The sequence below is a fragment of the Pseudomonas sp. Irchel s3h14 genome (genome assembly GCF_900187425.1).
Lineage (GTDB): Bacteria > Pseudomonadota > Gammaproteobacteria > Pseudomonadales > Pseudomonadaceae > Aquipseudomonas.
Genome location: NZ_FYDJ01000019.1, coordinates 36,803 through 50,243 on the forward strand (window position 1 = coordinate 36,803; position 13,441 = coordinate 50,243).

The 13,441-nt window shown below is 60.1% G+C and carries 15 protein-coding genes; 5 read left to right on the forward strand and 10 right to left on the reverse strand.

What is annotated here, in order from left to right; translation table 11 throughout:
* The 3 genes from CKW16_RS25625 to CKW16_RS25635 form a co-directional block, all read right to left on the reverse strand.
* A complete protein-coding gene (locus tag CKW16_RS25625) occupies positions 1-1,230 on the reverse strand; it encodes a cytochrome c biogenesis protein DipZ (protein WP_095131694.1) in 1,230 nt (409 codons plus the stop codon).
* A gap of 190 nt (positions 1,231-1,420) precedes the next feature.
* Positions 1,421-1,609, reverse strand: a complete 189-nt coding sequence (locus CKW16_RS25630; RefSeq protein WP_095131696.1) for a hypothetical protein — start codon at positions 1,607-1,609, stop codon at positions 1,421-1,423.
* A gap of 48 nt (positions 1,610-1,657) precedes the next feature.
* Positions 1,658-1,921, reverse strand: a complete 264-nt coding sequence (locus tag CKW16_RS25635) for a DUF2790 domain-containing protein (protein WP_095131699.1) — start codon at positions 1,919-1,921, stop codon at positions 1,658-1,660.
* A 305-nt stretch (positions 1,922-2,226) separates the two neighbouring features.
* Between CKW16_RS25635 and CKW16_RS25640 the strand changes: the two genes are divergently transcribed.
* Both CKW16_RS25640 and CKW16_RS25645 read left to right on the forward strand, forming a co-directional pair.
* Complete coding sequence (locus CKW16_RS25640) at positions 2,227-2,967, forward strand: response regulator (RefSeq protein WP_033060285.1); 741 nt, start codon at positions 2,227-2,229, stop codon at positions 2,965-2,967.
* Positions 2,964-4,265, forward strand: coding sequence for a HAMP domain-containing sensor histidine kinase (locus CKW16_RS25645; protein ID WP_046055802.1), 1,302 nt, complete (start codon positions 2,964-2,966; stop codon positions 4,263-4,265). The genes CKW16_RS25640 and CKW16_RS25645 overlap by 4 nt, the downstream gene beginning before the upstream one ends.
* A 125-nt stretch (positions 4,266-4,390) precedes the next feature.
* Here the strand turns inward: CKW16_RS25645 and CKW16_RS25650 are convergent, their stop codons facing one another.
* From CKW16_RS25650 to CKW16_RS25660, 3 genes are read right to left on the reverse strand one after another with little or no spacing between them, the layout of a single operon-like run.
* Positions 4,391-4,801, reverse strand: a complete 411-nt coding sequence (locus tag CKW16_RS25650) for an SRPBCC family protein (RefSeq protein WP_095131701.1) — start codon at positions 4,799-4,801, stop codon at positions 4,391-4,393.
* A gap of 27 nt (positions 4,802-4,828) precedes the next feature.
* Positions 4,829-5,626 carry an SDR family NAD(P)-dependent oxidoreductase gene (locus tag CKW16_RS25655; protein WP_095131703.1) on the reverse strand — a complete coding sequence of 266 codons (798 nt, stop codon included), beginning with the start codon at positions 5,624-5,626 and terminating at the stop codon, positions 4,829-4,831.
* 2 nt (positions 5,627-5,628) lie between these two features.
* A complete protein-coding gene (locus tag CKW16_RS25660) occupies positions 5,629-6,645 on the reverse strand; it encodes an aldo/keto reductase (RefSeq protein WP_095131705.1) in 1,017 nt (338 codons plus the stop codon).
* A 118-nt stretch (positions 6,646-6,763) separates the two neighbouring features.
* Between CKW16_RS25660 and CKW16_RS25665 the strand changes: the two genes are divergently transcribed.
* Both CKW16_RS25665 and CKW16_RS25670 read left to right on the forward strand, forming a co-directional pair.
* On the forward strand, positions 6,764-7,663 hold the full coding sequence (locus CKW16_RS25665) for a LysR substrate-binding domain-containing protein (RefSeq protein ID WP_095131707.1): 900 nt from the start codon (positions 6,764-6,766) through the stop codon (positions 7,661-7,663).
* A gap of 186 nt (positions 7,664-7,849) precedes the next feature.
* On the forward strand, positions 7,850-8,770 hold the full coding sequence (locus CKW16_RS25670) for a LysR substrate-binding domain-containing protein (RefSeq protein WP_095131709.1): 921 nt from the start codon (positions 7,850-7,852) through the stop codon (positions 8,768-8,770).
* Here CKW16_RS25670 and CKW16_RS25675 read toward each other — a convergent pair.
* The 4 genes from CKW16_RS25675 to CKW16_RS25690 all read right to left on the reverse strand — a co-directional run bounded on the left by CKW16_RS25675 (position 8,691) and on the right by CKW16_RS25690 (position 12,338).
* The gene (locus CKW16_RS25675; protein WP_095131710.1) at positions 8,691-9,287 is read right to left on the reverse strand and encodes a DinB family protein; all 597 of its coding nucleotides are present in this window, start codon (positions 9,285-9,287) and stop codon (positions 8,691-8,693) included. The two genes, CKW16_RS25670 and CKW16_RS25675, sit on opposite strands and share 80 nt — an antisense overlap.
* Positions 9,288-9,524: 237 nt before the next feature.
* Positions 9,525-10,643 (reverse strand): NAD(P)/FAD-dependent oxidoreductase, encoded by a 1,119-nt coding sequence (locus CKW16_RS25680; RefSeq protein WP_095131712.1) that lies wholly within the window; start codon positions 10,641-10,643, stop codon positions 9,525-9,527.
* A 182-nt stretch (positions 10,644-10,825) separates the two neighbouring features.
* Positions 10,826-11,764: a cyclase family protein gene (locus tag CKW16_RS25685; protein WP_095131714.1), complete on the reverse strand. Its 939-nt coding sequence runs from the start codon at positions 11,762-11,764 to the stop codon at positions 10,826-10,828.
* A 205-nt stretch (positions 11,765-11,969) separates the two neighbouring features.
* Positions 11,970-12,338 (reverse strand): DUF6124 family protein, encoded by a 369-nt coding sequence (locus tag CKW16_RS25690; protein ID WP_056741873.1) that lies wholly within the window; start codon positions 12,336-12,338, stop codon positions 11,970-11,972.
* Positions 12,339-13,104: 766 nt separating this feature from the next.
* On the opposite strand from CKW16_RS25690, the gene CKW16_RS25695 reads away from it, so the two are divergent.
* Entirely contained in the window at positions 13,105-13,401 is a 297-nt protein-coding gene (locus tag CKW16_RS25695; protein WP_095131716.1) for a hypothetical protein, read from the forward strand.
* Positions 13,402-13,441 lie beyond the last annotated feature (40 nt).

Sequence of the window (13,441 nt, forward strand, 5' to 3'; positions counted from 1 at the left end):
TTATGCCGCGGGTGCGGGGGCTTTGGCGTCGGCCTTGGCCTCTTCCAGCAACTGCTGAATCATCTTTTCCTGAGTCTCGTAGCGGCCTTCACCGAAATGGGTGAAACGCACCTGGCCCTTGGCGTCGATCAGGTAGTGAGCCGGCCAGTACTGGTTGTCGAAATTGCGCCAGATCGCGTAGTTGTTGTCGATGGCCACCGGGTAGGTGATGCCGAGCTTTTTCACCTGATCTTTTACGTTGTCGATGATGCGCTCGAAACCGTATTCAGGGGTGTGCACGCCGATCACCACCAGGCCATCCTTCTCGTATTTCTTCGCCCAGTCCTTCACGTAGGGCAAGGTGTGCTGGCAGTTGATGCAGTCGTAGGTCCAGAAGTCCACCAGCACCACTTTGCCTTTCAGCGAATCGTTGCTCAGCGCCGGCGAGTTGATCCATTCGACCGCACCGGACAGTGACGGCATAGGGCCTTTGGCGTTGTCCATGGACGAGTCTGCCTTGACCTTGCTGATGAAGTAATCGACGACTTTCGGCACGGTTTCCAACACACGTTGCTCAACCGTCGTCACGCCTTCGGACGAAGTGCCGGCCAGCATTGTTTTGTCGGCACCGGTGGAAATCACCACCGCCGCTGCCAGCACCGCAACACCCGTACCACGACGCAGCCAACCGGTGACCGGGATCGACGTTTTCAAGCGATTGACCAGGCCGCGACCGGCGAAGATCAAGGTGCCCAGGGACAATGCACTGCCCAGGCCGTACGCCACCAGCAACAGGCTGGTTTGAGCGTTTGCACCTTGCAGCATGGCGCCCGTGAGGATGACCCCGAGGATCGGTCCGGCGCACGGTGCCCAGAGCAGACCGGTAGCAACTCCGATCATGACCGAGCCCAGCGGACCGGACATTTTACGGGTGTCCGGATCGAGGCGGTTGCCCAGCGCCACGAAGGGACGGGCCAGCCAGTCACCGACACGGGCGGAAATCAGCGACAGGGCGAACACCGCCATCACGATCAGCGCTACGTGGCGACCGGTGTTGTTGGCTTGTATCACCCACTCGCTGCTGACCACGGCCAGGCTGGAGATCAGGGCGAAGGTCAGGACCATGCCGCCGAGGGTGAGCAGGACCGAGGAACGTGTGCGTTTGACACCGGCGAACAGGAACGGCACGACCGGGAGGATGCAAGGGCTGAGGACGGTCAATATGCCGCCCAGGAAAGCGATGAGAAACATGGGATCACCTTGAAATTATAGAGGGCGACTCACCATTCCCTGTGGGAGCGGGCTTGCTCGCGAAGAGGTCAGTACATTCAACATTCATGTCGACTGACACTCCGCTTTCGCGAGCAAGCCCGCTCCCACACTGGATCGGTGGTGTTCACAAAACCGTGCTCGGGCTTCAGGCCGTCTGGTTTTCCAATTGCTACCCCTGCGGCGTACGGCCCGAACCATCCTCTGCCAGAAAAGCGTTCCCACCCTTCTCCCCCAACGGCGTCAGCTGGAAGCAAGTCGCGCTGCCGCAGCTTTTCTGTTCAACAGCAGCGTTGGCATGGGCAGCGGCGCCAGCCGCGGAGAAGGCAATGGCAGTCAAAAAGCGGGTGACGTTGTTCATGATGTTCTTCCTGTTTCAATTGGGATGGACAATGGGTCAGCGCAGGACTCAGTTTTCCGAGTTGCAGCCATCAGCAAATTTGCGATAGTCCAGAACCTGGGTTTTGTTATGGGAATCCAGGTAAGTCAGCTGGGCATCCACAACCCCACAGGAAGTCGAGGCGTCCTGTTTCAGCGACAGCACTTTCTTGATGTCCAGGTGCGAGCCGTAGGTGTAGGTTTTAGCGGAGACATCGGCTTCGGCGCGGGCCGACAAGGTGCAGATGTTCAGGGCGGCAAACAGGCAAGCGGCGTAGACGGCTTTGGTGTTCATGGTGGTTTCCTCAAGGCTTCAATAGGGCAATCGTTGATTGGGCCGAGGCGACTTGGCTTGCCTCGATGGAACCTATTAGAAGCTCGCGAGGTATCCCGACTGTGTCGGGAACAGGCGCGTGTAAATCGGTACGTATCAAAACCGGGCCGGGATACAGAGCGATACAAATGCCCTGAAAATGGGTGTTTTTGCGTCCATGTGTATCCGCCGACAGGCCAGATACACTGCAATACAAAGGACTGCGGGCGAGCGGGCCAAGGCTCGATAGACTGCGCGATATCCCCCACCTACAGAGGCCTGGCCAAATGGAACACGTCGATCACATTCTCATCGTGGACGATGACCGCGAGATCCGGGAACTGGTAGGCAACTACCTCAAGAAAAACGGCCTGCGCACCACCGTCGTGGCGGATGGACGGCAAATGCGCACGTTCCTGGAATCCACGCCGGTGGACCTGATCGTGCTCGACATCATGATGCCGGGCGACGATGGCCTGATGCTGTGCCGTGAGTTGCGCGCCGGCAAACACAAGGCCACGCCGGTGCTGATGCTCACCGCGCGCAACGATGAAACCGACCGCATCATCGGCCTGGAAATGGGCGCCGACGATTATCTGGTCAAGCCGTTCGCTGCCCGTGAACTGCTCGCCCGAATCAACGCCGTATTGCGCCGCACACGGATGCTGCCGCCCAACCTGGTGGTCACCGAAAGCGGTCGCTTGCTGGCCTTCGGGCGCTGGCGCCTGGACACCTCGGCCCGGCACTTGCTCGATGAAGACGGCACGATGGTCGCGCTCAGTGGTGCGGAATATCGGTTGCTGCGGGTATTCCTCGATCACCCGCAGCGGGTGCTCAATCGCGATCAATTGCTGAACCTGACCCAAGGCCGCGATGCCGACCTGTTCGACCGCTCCATCGACTTGCTGGTCAGCCGCTTGCGCCAGCGCTTGCTGGACGATGCCCGCGAACCGGCCTACATCAAAACCGTGCGCAGCGAAGGCTATGTATTTTCGCTGCCGGTGGAAGTCCTCGGGGCGCCCTCATGAATCTCTCGATGCGCTGGCCTCGCACCCTCGCCTCGCGGCTGTCGCTGATCTTCCTGATCGGCTTGATTCTCGCGCAGGCGCTGTCTTTCGGCGCGCAATACTACGAGCGCTACGAAAGCACGAAGAACACCATGCTGGGCAATCTGGAAACCGACGTCTCAACCTCCATCGCCATTCTCGACCGCTTGCCGGCCGAAGAACGCATGAGCTGGCTGCAGCAACTGGATCGACGTAACTACCGCTATTTGTTGAACGAAGGCTCGCCGGGCATGCCCATGAGCGATTCGCCCATAGCGATGACGTCGATCAAAGAAGCCATCGGCAAGGATTACCCGATGACGGTGACCGACATCCCCGGGCCGGATAAACATTTTCAGGTCCACCTGAAACTGGCGGACGGCAGCCCGGTGACCATCGACGTGCGCCCCTCGATGGTGCCGTTGTCGCCGTGGTTACCCATCGTGTTGCTCGGGCAACTGGCACTGATGCTCATCTGCACCTGGCTGGCCGTCAGAATCGCCATCCGCCCCCTCACCCGCCTCGCCCAAGCGGTAGAGACCCTGGACCCCAACACCCATGCGGTGCACCTGGACGAAAAAGGCCCGACCGAAGTCGCCCATGCCGCCATGGCGTTCAATTCGATGCAGGCGCGCATCGCCGCTTACCTCAAGGAACGCATGCAACTACTGGCGGCGATTTCCCACGACCTGCAAACCCCGATCACCCGCATGAAACTGCGCGCCGAATTCATGGACGACTCCGCCGAGAAGGACAAACTCTGGAATGATCTTGGCGAGATAGAACACCTGGTGCGCGAAGGCGTGGCCTATGCCCGCAGCGTGCATGGCGCCACCGAGGAAAGTCGCCGCACCAATCTGGATTCGTTCCTCGACAGCCTGGTGTTCGACTATCAGGACATGGGCAAAGACGTTCAGTTGGGCGGTAAAAGTGACGCGGTGATCAACACCCGGCCGCACGCCTTGCGGCGAGTGCTGGTGAACCTGACGGACAACGCATTGAAGTTCGCTGGCGCCGCCGAGTTGTGGGTGGAAGCGAAGGCTGACGGCAGTTTGTCGGTGAAGGTGATGGACCGTGGTCCGGGGATTGCCGAGGAAGAATTGGCTCAGGTGATGGAACCGTTTTATCGCGTGGAGAATTCGCGTAACCGCAGTACCGGCGGGACCGGGTTGGGGTTGGCAATTGCACAGCAGTTGGCGTTGGCGATCGGGGGATCGTTGACGTTGAGTAATCGTGAGGGAGGTGGGTTGTGCGCGGAGCTTAGATTGCCGGCTCAGTAACATGATCGTTCCCACGCTCCGCGTGGGAATGCAGCCCGGGACGCTCCGCGTCCCTTTCGAGAGCTGGAACGCGGAGCGTCCCTAGAGGCATTCCCACGCAGAGCGTGGGAACGATCGGCAGTCAATCAGGCCGGGTAGTTGGCCCGCAGGGCTTCAAGACCGCCCTGGTAGATCCCGGCAAACAACTCCTCAACCTCTTTATCACTCACCCCAACAGGTGCAAATCGCCCAGACCAGGTCACTCGCGTGCCCTGCCCCTGTGCTTCAACACTGATGGTCGCCAGATAGTCAGTAGCCGGAAACGGCGCCTGCAAAATCGAATAACTGTAAGTCTTCCCAGCGTTATCAAACGCCTCCAACCGCTCAACCACCACCGCCCCATCCGCCGTTTGCAAGCTACGCACCCGGCCGCCTTCACTCAGCTCGCTTTTGGGAATAAACGGCAGCCAGTCCGGCAGCGAGTTAAAGCCGCCAATCAATTGCCAAACCTGGTCGGCGGTCGCCGGGATGTCGATGAATGCTGTTGTTGTAGCCATGAAATATTCTCTCTCAATCAATAAGGTTCAGATCGCCAAGCTGTCGACAACGCCGCCGTCGACACGCAAAGCCGCGCCGGTGGTGGCCGACGACAGCGGCGAGGCGATGTAGGCCACCAGATTCGCGACTTCCTCGACATCCGCCACCCGCTGGATGATCGAACTCGGCCGGGCCTTGCGCACGAAGGCGTCAGCTTCTTCCCGAACGCTGCGCCCGGATTCGGCGGTGGCGTCCTTGAGCATCTGCTCCAGGCCATCGGTCAACGTCGGGCCCGGCAAGATCGCGTTGACCGTCACCCCGGTGCCCGCCAGCCGCTTGGCCAGACCATGGGACACCGCCAGGTTGGCGCTTTTGGTCACGCCGTAGTTGATCATGTCGGCCGGTGTTGCGACCCCGGATTCCGAGGACAGGAAAATCACCCGGCCCCAGCCCTGCTTGACCATGTCCGGCACGTAATGCCGTGACAGGCGCACACCAGAGATCACGTTGACCTCATAGAAGCGCGTCCACTCGCTGTCCGGGGCGTCGAAGAAATCCACGTCGTTGAAGATCCCGAGGTTGTTCACCAGAATGTCCGCCCGTGGTTCGGCGGCGAACAACAACTCGGCGCCTTCGGCCGTGCCGAGGTCTGCGGTCAGGCCACGCAACTGCGCGTCCGGCACGCTCTGGCGAATGCTCGCCAGCGCTTGTTCGACCTTGGCCGTTTCGCGGCCGATCACCACCACCGTAGCGCCGGATTCGGCCAGCGCCTTGCTGATGCCCAGGCCAATACCGGCGGTGCTACCGCTGACAATGGCGAGTTTTCCAGTCAGATCGATTTTCATGCTCAACCTCCAATAATCGGCAATGGCGCACGTTCGGACACCAGTTTCGCGTCGCGCATCGCCTGCCAGAAAGCGGCGGGAATGACGGCCGACATCGCCGCAACGTCTTCAGCAATCCGGTCCGGACGGCTGGAACCTGGAATCACCGCCGCCACGGCCGGGTTAGCCAGGGAGAACTGCAACGCAGCCGCCTTGATGTCGACAGCATGTGCAGCAGCGATGCGTTTGATCTGCTCGACTTTGTTGATGATCGCCGGGCTGGCTTTCTGGTACTCGAAGTGTGCACCGCCGGCCAAAATGCCCGAGCTGTAAGGACCACCGACCACAATCTCGACATTCTGTGCCAACGCGGCGTCCATCAAACGCTGCAAGGCACGATCGTGGTCGAGCAGCGTGTAGCGACCCGCCAGCAGAAAACCGTCCGGCTGGGCTTCGGTCAGATCAAGGGTCAGTTCGCAAGGTTCGACCTTGTTCACGCCCAGGCCCCAGCCCTTGATCACGCCTTCTTCGCGCAAACGGGTCAGTACTTTGAAGGCGCCGGTGCGGGCCTGATTGAAGTATTCCAGCCATTGATCGCCGTAGAAGTCCTGGGCGATGTCATGCACCCAGACGATGTCCAGACGATCGGTTTGCAGGCGCTTGAGGCTGTCTTCGATGGAGCGCAGCGTGGCGTCGGCGCTGTAGTCGTTGACGATCTTGTTCGGGCGACCGTGTTCGAACACACCGCTTTTTTCGCCCAAGTCACGGGCCGCCGCATCTTCAACTTCATCAAGAATCACTCGGCCGACTTTGCTGCTCAGCACATAGTCATCGCGGTTGTACTGGGCCAGCGCGGCGCCCAGACGAATTTCCGACAGGCCCGAACCGTAAAACGGCGCGGTGTCGAAGTAACGCACTCCGGCATCCCAGGCAGCGTGGACGGTGGCCATCGCCTCTTCTTCAGGTATGGCACGGAACATGTTGCCCAATGGGGCGGTGCCGAAACCGAGGGTGCCAGGCAATTTGTCTTTCAAGCTCATGGGTTTTTCCTCTTGAGTGTCAGGGGTCATCAGAGGTGACCGTTGAGCAGATCCTAGATTGCGATGATCGGACCGTCCAAGACATAATACGCAGCACTTGAGTCCCCAGAGGTCTGACATGATCGACATCCGCCAATTGCGCTACTTCGTCGCCGTCGCCGAAGAAGAACACGTCGGTCGCGCCGCCGAACGCCTGCACATTTCCCAGTCACCGCTTAGCCGGCAGATCGCCCAACTCGAAGAGCGCCTGGGGCTGACCCTGTTTGAACGCAGCCAGCAACGCATTCGCCTGACCCGCGATGGCCAGACTTTTCTGGCCGAAACCCGTGCCCTGCTGACCCACGCCAATCGCCTGGAATCCCTGGGCAAGCGCCTCGGTCGTGGCGAAGAAGGCGGCTTGTGCATCGGCTACATCGAAAACGCCATGCACGCCGGCGTCTTGCCCAATGCCTTGCGGGTGCTGCGGGTCGACCGACCGAACGTGCACGTCGCGCTGTACAACCTGAATTCCTCCGAACAACTCGAAGGCCTGCGTCAGCGTAGTCTGGATATCGCGCTGGTCAGCGAACCGCCCGTCGCCGACGACCCGGACCTGCTGGGTTTCCAGGTGCTGGACGATCCGATGCTGCTGGCCCTGCCCGAACATCATCCTTTGGCGAACAACCCAACACTGACCCCGGCAGACCTGGCCGATCAGGAATGGATCGGCGTGCAACCCCGCCAGGACGCCGCCAGCCGCGACGACTTCGTCAGCGCCTGCATCCGCGCCGGTTTCACCCCGGACATTCGTATGGAAGCCACTGAACCGTTTACCGCGTTGGGATTGGTGGCATCGGGGCTGGGCATCGCCATGATCCAGAAAGGCCTGAGCCGCAACGCACCGCCGGGCGTGGTGCTGCGGGAAGTGCCGTGGATTTCCTTCACCACACCGCTGTGGGCCGCGTGGCACCGGATCAATTTGCGACCGCTGGTGGAAACGTTCAGGAAAGTGCTGACCGAGCCGGGCCCGGCCACATGATCGTTCCCACGCTCTGCGTGGGAATGCAGCCCGGGACGCTCCGCGTCCCTTTCGCGAGCTGGAACGCAGAGCGTCCCTTGAGGCATTCCCACGCAGAGCGTGGGAACGATCGAACATCGTCGTTTATTTGCTCACTTGGGTTTGGTGCTTTACTGAAAAGATCCCGAAACCCAGCGAGAAGCCCGCATGAACCGCAACGACCTGCGCCGCGTCGACATGAACCTGCTGGTGATTTTCGAAACCCTGATGTTCGAAAAGAACCTGACCCGGGCCGGGGAGAAGCTGTTTCTCGGTCAGCCCGCCGTCAGCGCCTCATTGGCCAAGTTGCGCGACCTGTTCGACGACCCGTTGCTGGTGCGTAACGGTCGCGTGCTGGAGCCGACACAGCGGGCCCTGGCGATCCTCAAGGAATTGCAGCCGGCGATGGACACCATCTCCGGCGCGGTCAGCCGGGCCAAGGATTTCGACCCGTCCACCAGCCGCGATGTGTTTCGCATCGGCCTGTCCGACGACGCCGAGTTCGGTCTGTTTCCGCCGCTGCTCAAGCAAATACGCGAAGAGGCGCAGAACGTCGTGGTGGTGGTGCGTCGGGTGAATTTCCTGCTGATGTCGTCGATGCTCTCCACCGGGGAGATTTCCGTCGGGATCAGCTACACCACGGAGCTGCCGGCCAACGCCAAGCGCAAGAAGTTGCGTGACCTGAGCGTGAAGATCCTGCGCGGCGACAATCGTCCCGGCACCCTGACCCTGGATGAATACTGCGAACGTCCGCACGCGCTGGTGTCGTTTTCCGGGGATTTGACCGGGGCCATCGACAACGACCTCGCACGTATCGGCCGCTCGCGTCGGGTGGTGCTGGCGGTGCCGCAATTCGCCGGTCTGCGCGCCTTGCTGGCCGGCACCGACATGCTCGCCACGGTGCCGGACTACGCGGCGTGCGCGCTGATCGAAGGCAGCAGCCAGCTGCGGGCCGACGACCCGCCGTTTGACATCGTGCCGTCCGAACTGTCCATGGTCTGGAACGGGGTCAACGATAACGATCCGGCAGAACGTTGGTTGCGCTCGCGAATTTCCCAACACATGTCGGCGCCGCTGCCGGGGCACTGATCGATTGGAAAGATGCGGGGTCGGTCTCACGCAGGTACACCGGCAAGTCAGTGACCGGTGGCATGACCGGGATCTCGAAATACATCTGGATCACCCAGCCGCGGTGATAACTGGCGTGATTGACCACATGCATCAGTATCGCGCCGGCGCTCATGATGCCGCTTTCCCCCGAGACAAAACTGAACTCGACGGGTTTATCCAGCGAAGCATCGGTCTGCCGTTCGCTCCAGTCGCAGTACCAGTGATCGATGTCCTTTTGCGCCAGGCGCAACTCAGCGAGGTCGGGATGCAGCAGATCGTGTGAAGTTTTAAAGCCGTGCCCTCGGCCTTCGAGGTGGGCCCGCCAGATGCAGTCCACCACGTAGATGTGGTTCAGGGTGCCGATCATGTTCTTGAACACCGACACGCGCTCTTTATTGACCTCACCCGGTGGCAGTGCGGCCAGGCTGTCAAAGAGGCGTTGATTGGCCCAGCGTTTGTAATCGGCAAGCATGCGGGCAGTGCGTACGTTGATCATTGGAGGTCTCCCATTGTGATGGGCGCACTGCCAAGCATAGCCCTCAGGGCGAGCGGCATTGCAAACGCTGATTACCGGTAGCTCCGTGACCTGTGTAGCAGCTGTCGAGCAACGCGAGGCTGCGTTCGGCGGCGAAGCAGTCGTAAATCCTGCACACGCGGTTTACCTGATAGACCGCGGAGTCTGAATTGGCGACTGCTACGCAGCCGAACGCAGCCTCGCGTTGCTCGACAGCTGCTACACCGGTCGTGGTGTGGCTAATATCGTCGTCACCCGATCAGCCAGCGCCAGGCAACTGGTCAAGCCCGGTGACTCGATACCGAACAGGTTCACCAGCCCCGGCACACCATGCTCAGCCGGGCCACTAATGACGAAGTCGGCCGCCGGTTCGGTCGGTCCGGTGATTTTCGGGCGGATGCCGCTGTAGGCCGGTTGCAGGCTGTTATCGGGCAACGCCGGCCAGTAGCGCCGAATCGCCTCGTAGAAGCCATCGGCTCGGCGTGGATCCACACGATAATCGACCTGATCGACCCATTCGACGTCCGGCCCGAAGCGCGCCTGACCGCCCAGATCCAGCGTCATGTGCACCCCCAGCCCCGCGCTCTCCGGTGCCGGATATACCAAATGCCGGAACGGCGCCCGGCCGCTGAAACTGAAATAGCTGCCCTTGCACAATCGTGCCTCGGGAACGTACTGAGATGGCAGGCCCTCAATCCGGCTCGCCACCTCAGGCGCGAACAGTCCGGCGCAATTGATCAACTCGCGGCAGCTCAAGGCCATCGGTTGGTCGCCGCCCATCTGCAGTTCGAAACCTTGCTCGGTGCAACGGGCCGACGCCAGTGGCGTATGAAAAACCAGCGACGTGCCGCTGGCCTCGGCATCCGCCTGAAGCGCCAGCATCAAGGCATGGGAATCGACGATCCCGGTGGACGGCGACCAGAGCGCAGCGACGCAGGACACTGCAGGTTCAAGTTCCCGCGCCTGTTCGGCGTCCAGCCATTGCAGGTCATCGACGCCATTACTGCGACCCTGCGCCAACAACTTCTGCAAGGCCGCGCACTGACCGTCATCCGTGGCCACGATCAGCTTGCCCAGGCGCCGATAATCGACGCCGCGCTCATCGCAATAAGCGTAAAGGCGTTGCTTACCCTCCACGCACAATTGCGCCTTAAGGCTGCCGCTCGGGTAGTAAATGCCGGCGTGGATCACTTCCGAATTGCGCGAACTGATGCCCGCACCAATCCCCTCGCCCGCCTCGACCAGGATCACTTCCCGCCCGCTGCGGGCCAGGGCTCTGGCGACCGCCAGCCCGACCACACCGGCCCCGACCACCACGCATTCGATATCGACGCTCACCTGCCCTCCGCTCCTTTCACGCCAGCCCTCGTTCCCGATAATCGATCAGGCTGGAGAATATCGCCAGCAGCATGTCCGTGTGTTCTCGATTCAAAGGACGTTGTTTTTCGTAGGAGCATGGCTTGCCCGCGATGGCGATCTCAAGAACGCCATCGCGGGCAAGCCATGCTCCTACAGACCTGTCAGCGAATGGCGACCGGGTTGATGTTGACCTGGGTCGAACCCTTGTACAGCGGCTGGCCGAGGACAAACATGAACTCCCAGGCCTTGTCTTTCACCAGCGCTCGGCTGTCGATCAACTCAAGGTTGTAGATGCCGTTTTTCGCCAGCATGAATTGGTTGACCGGGAACTCCTGGCCATCTTTCGCCGGGTAGATTTCCGAAGCCCAGGTGTCACCGCCGAACGCGACGATCTGTTTGTCCACCAGCCACTTGGCCGCGTCCATGCCGATGCCCGGTTCCACGGCGAGAAATTTCTCGTTGTCCTTGCCCAGCAGCTCCAGCCAACCGGTGTTGAACAGCACCACATCGCCCTTCTGAATGCTGATGCCTTGCAGGTCCAAAGCCTTCTGAATGTCGGCAACGCTGAACTCGGTTTTCTCCGGCACGATGGCGCTGCCGTACACCGCAGTCATGTCCAGCACCACGCCTCGGGTGACGATGGGCGGGACCTTTTCGATGCCGAGCTTTTTGACCCCTTCGACGGTCACGAAATCGGCGGCGCGATTGCCGTTGTAATAAACGTTGTCGATGCCGATGTGGCCGATGCCGTTGAGCTGAGTGCCGACGCCGGTCCAGCCCACCACCAGTTCATCGTTGAAGGTGAATTTGTTCGGGCCCATGGTCGTGCCACCGGCCTCGCCCGGCTGGATGTTGGTCAGGTTGAAGCTGCGATGGCGAAAAGCCGGGAGGGTCTTGTCGATGGGCACGGCCAAGGGGTAGGTTTTGCCGGTCTTGATCAGTTTCGAGGCGTTGATCACCGACTCGGCGTTGAGCAGATTCAGCGCGCCGATTTCATCGTTGGCGCCGTATTTTGACGGATACCATTTCTCGGCATCCGCGGCGAGGGCGGCATTGAGGGTGAACAACAGGGCAAACGGCAGTACCAATCGGTTCAGCATGAGGGGGTCCTTGTGAGGTTGCAGTGGACCCAAGGTACCCAGCCCGTCTGTGGGGAAACAGACAGGAATGGGCAATACATTTGTTCTGGATTGTCACGAGTGATGCGAGTGCTGTAGGAGCGAGGCTTGCCCGCGATGAACGATGACGCGGCGTGTCAGGCCTGACGCCATCGCGAGCAAGCTTTGCTCCTACAGTGCCTGGCTGCTACCCAGGCTTGTGGTTATCCAAAACCCGATTGACCGCTAACTCACCCAACATGATCACCCGTTGCAGCACCAGCACCGTTTGCCGTCGCGGGCCGTCCGTTACGTCGGCGAGATCGTTGACCATGGCACTGGCTGATGCCAACGATTCACAGGCCTCGACGAGCAACGTTTCGTCATCCACCGCTGCGTCGATGGTGAAAATGGTGCTGGGTTTGCGGGGCGGTATCTGCGTTTTCGACGCCCCGGGGTTGAGGTAGAAGCTGAGTGCGCGGTCGGCCGCCTCTTTCATTTTCTTGGGGTCAAGATCAATAAAGGCGTCGTAGGGTATCGGACCGGTATTCGGGGGGTTGGGCGTAACTTTGAACATAGATGAAGCTCCAACTTGCAATATTGAGGAGCCATCACCCTCGCTACCAAACGAAGGGTGGCGGCCATACGTGGGTTGGTAGACCGGTCGAAGTTGGGAAAACCCGGCGCTCACAATGGAGCCCCACGCATGACCACCATAAAAGCAGAGTCCCGAAAAGAGACTGCATAAGGTGTTGCCATGCGACTTCGTAGCGGGCTACCAAACCCGATCACTGTTTTGCAGTGACCGGGAAACGATATAGCCTGCCCCATAGCCGCACAAGCCGGCGGATTCTGGCGTACGCGTAGGTAACGACGCAAGGTGTTGTAGCCGCTTATGACGTAACACCGAGTGTCGTTAAACAGACGTCGTTAAACATGTTTATGTACTGCGCCAGATCCGACGCCATCGCGAGCAAGCTTTGCTCCTACAGTGTGCATCATAAAAATGACAATTAACTGTCATTTACCTGAACAAGTTCTAACTTCAATAACCGGATCCGAGGTTTTTCCATTCAATTGCGCTTTAACGAACTATTGAAGGTTGACTTCACCCACCTGCCTGAGTAAATTGCGCGGGCCGGTTTCACAGGCCTTTTTTCAACTCACAAAAGAATCCAATGGACACAGCATCTAGTCGCTGCCGGGTGACTGCGAATTCGCAGGCTCTGGCACATAACCCAGAACATGACGGGACTCGACTTTTCGGTCGGGTGAGCTGCGCTAGAGCTTGATGCTCCACCGTAACTTGCCTCGCCGGCGTCAGTCCGGTCCAGAGGTATGTTATGAATTTCAAATCCACTGTAATACCCGGCGTACACGCCTTTGCCTCGACCATGCGGGTCAAGCTCTGCCGTGAGCGTCCTGCCACAGCCCGGTCCAGCGCACCATTTTCCAGCCCTTCCTCCCCTGCCAAGGCGCAACTGCGTGCCAACTGGCGCGTCTGCCCGATGACGGGTCAGCTTCAGCAACGCTGGAGCCTCGACGATAGCCAGGAACCACCGAGTCGGCGCATCGCGCACCTGTTCCACCAGGCCGGCCTGATGTTCGGCCTGTTCCTCGGGGCGCGCACTTTCAATTGAGCTGAAGGCACTTTAAAAGTCCTTCATTAACGTTTTCCTT

Excerpts from the sequence above, each read along its gene's own strand:
- CKW16_RS25625 (WP_095131694.1), bottom strand. The coding sequence starts at position 1,230 with ATGTTTCTCATCGCTTTCCTGGGCGGCATATTGACCGTCCTCAGCCCT.
- CKW16_RS25630 (WP_095131696.1), bottom strand. The coding sequence starts at position 1,609 with ATGAACAACGTCACCCGCTTTTTGACTGCCATTGCCTTCTCCGCGGCT.
- CKW16_RS25635 (WP_095131699.1), bottom strand. The coding sequence starts at position 1,921 with ATGAACACCAAAGCCGTCTACGCCGCTTGCCTGTTTGCCGCCCTGAAC.
- CKW16_RS25640 (WP_033060285.1), top strand. The coding sequence starts at position 2,227 with ATGGAACACGTCGATCACATTCTCATCGTGGACGATGACCGCGAGATC.
- CKW16_RS25645 (WP_046055802.1), top strand. The coding sequence starts at position 2,964 with ATGAATCTCTCGATGCGCTGGCCTCGCACCCTCGCCTCGCGGCTGTCG.
- CKW16_RS25650 (WP_095131701.1), bottom strand. The coding sequence starts at position 4,801 with ATGGCTACAACAACAGCATTCATCGACATCCCGGCGACCGCCGACCAG.
- CKW16_RS25655 (WP_095131703.1), bottom strand. The coding sequence starts at position 5,626 with ATGAAAATCGATCTGACTGGAAAACTCGCCATTGTCAGCGGTAGCACC.
- CKW16_RS25660 (WP_095131705.1), bottom strand. The coding sequence starts at position 6,645 with ATGAGCTTGAAAGACAAATTGCCTGGCACCCTCGGTTTCGGCACCGCC.
- CKW16_RS25665 (WP_095131707.1), top strand. The coding sequence starts at position 6,764 with ATGATCGACATCCGCCAATTGCGCTACTTCGTCGCCGTCGCCGAAGAA.
- CKW16_RS25670 (WP_095131709.1), top strand. The coding sequence starts at position 7,850 with ATGAACCGCAACGACCTGCGCCGCGTCGACATGAACCTGCTGGTGATT.
- CKW16_RS25675 (WP_095131710.1), bottom strand. The coding sequence starts at position 9,287 with ATGATCAACGTACGCACTGCCCGCATGCTTGCCGATTACAAACGCTGG.
- CKW16_RS25685 (WP_095131714.1), bottom strand. The coding sequence starts at position 11,764 with ATGCTGAACCGATTGGTACTGCCGTTTGCCCTGTTGTTCACCCTCAAT.
- CKW16_RS25690 (WP_056741873.1), bottom strand. The coding sequence starts at position 12,338 with ATGTTCAAAGTTACGCCCAACCCCCCGAATACCGGTCCGATACCCTAC.
- CKW16_RS25695 (WP_095131716.1), top strand. The coding sequence starts at position 13,105 with ATGAATTTCAAATCCACTGTAATACCCGGCGTACACGCCTTTGCCTCG.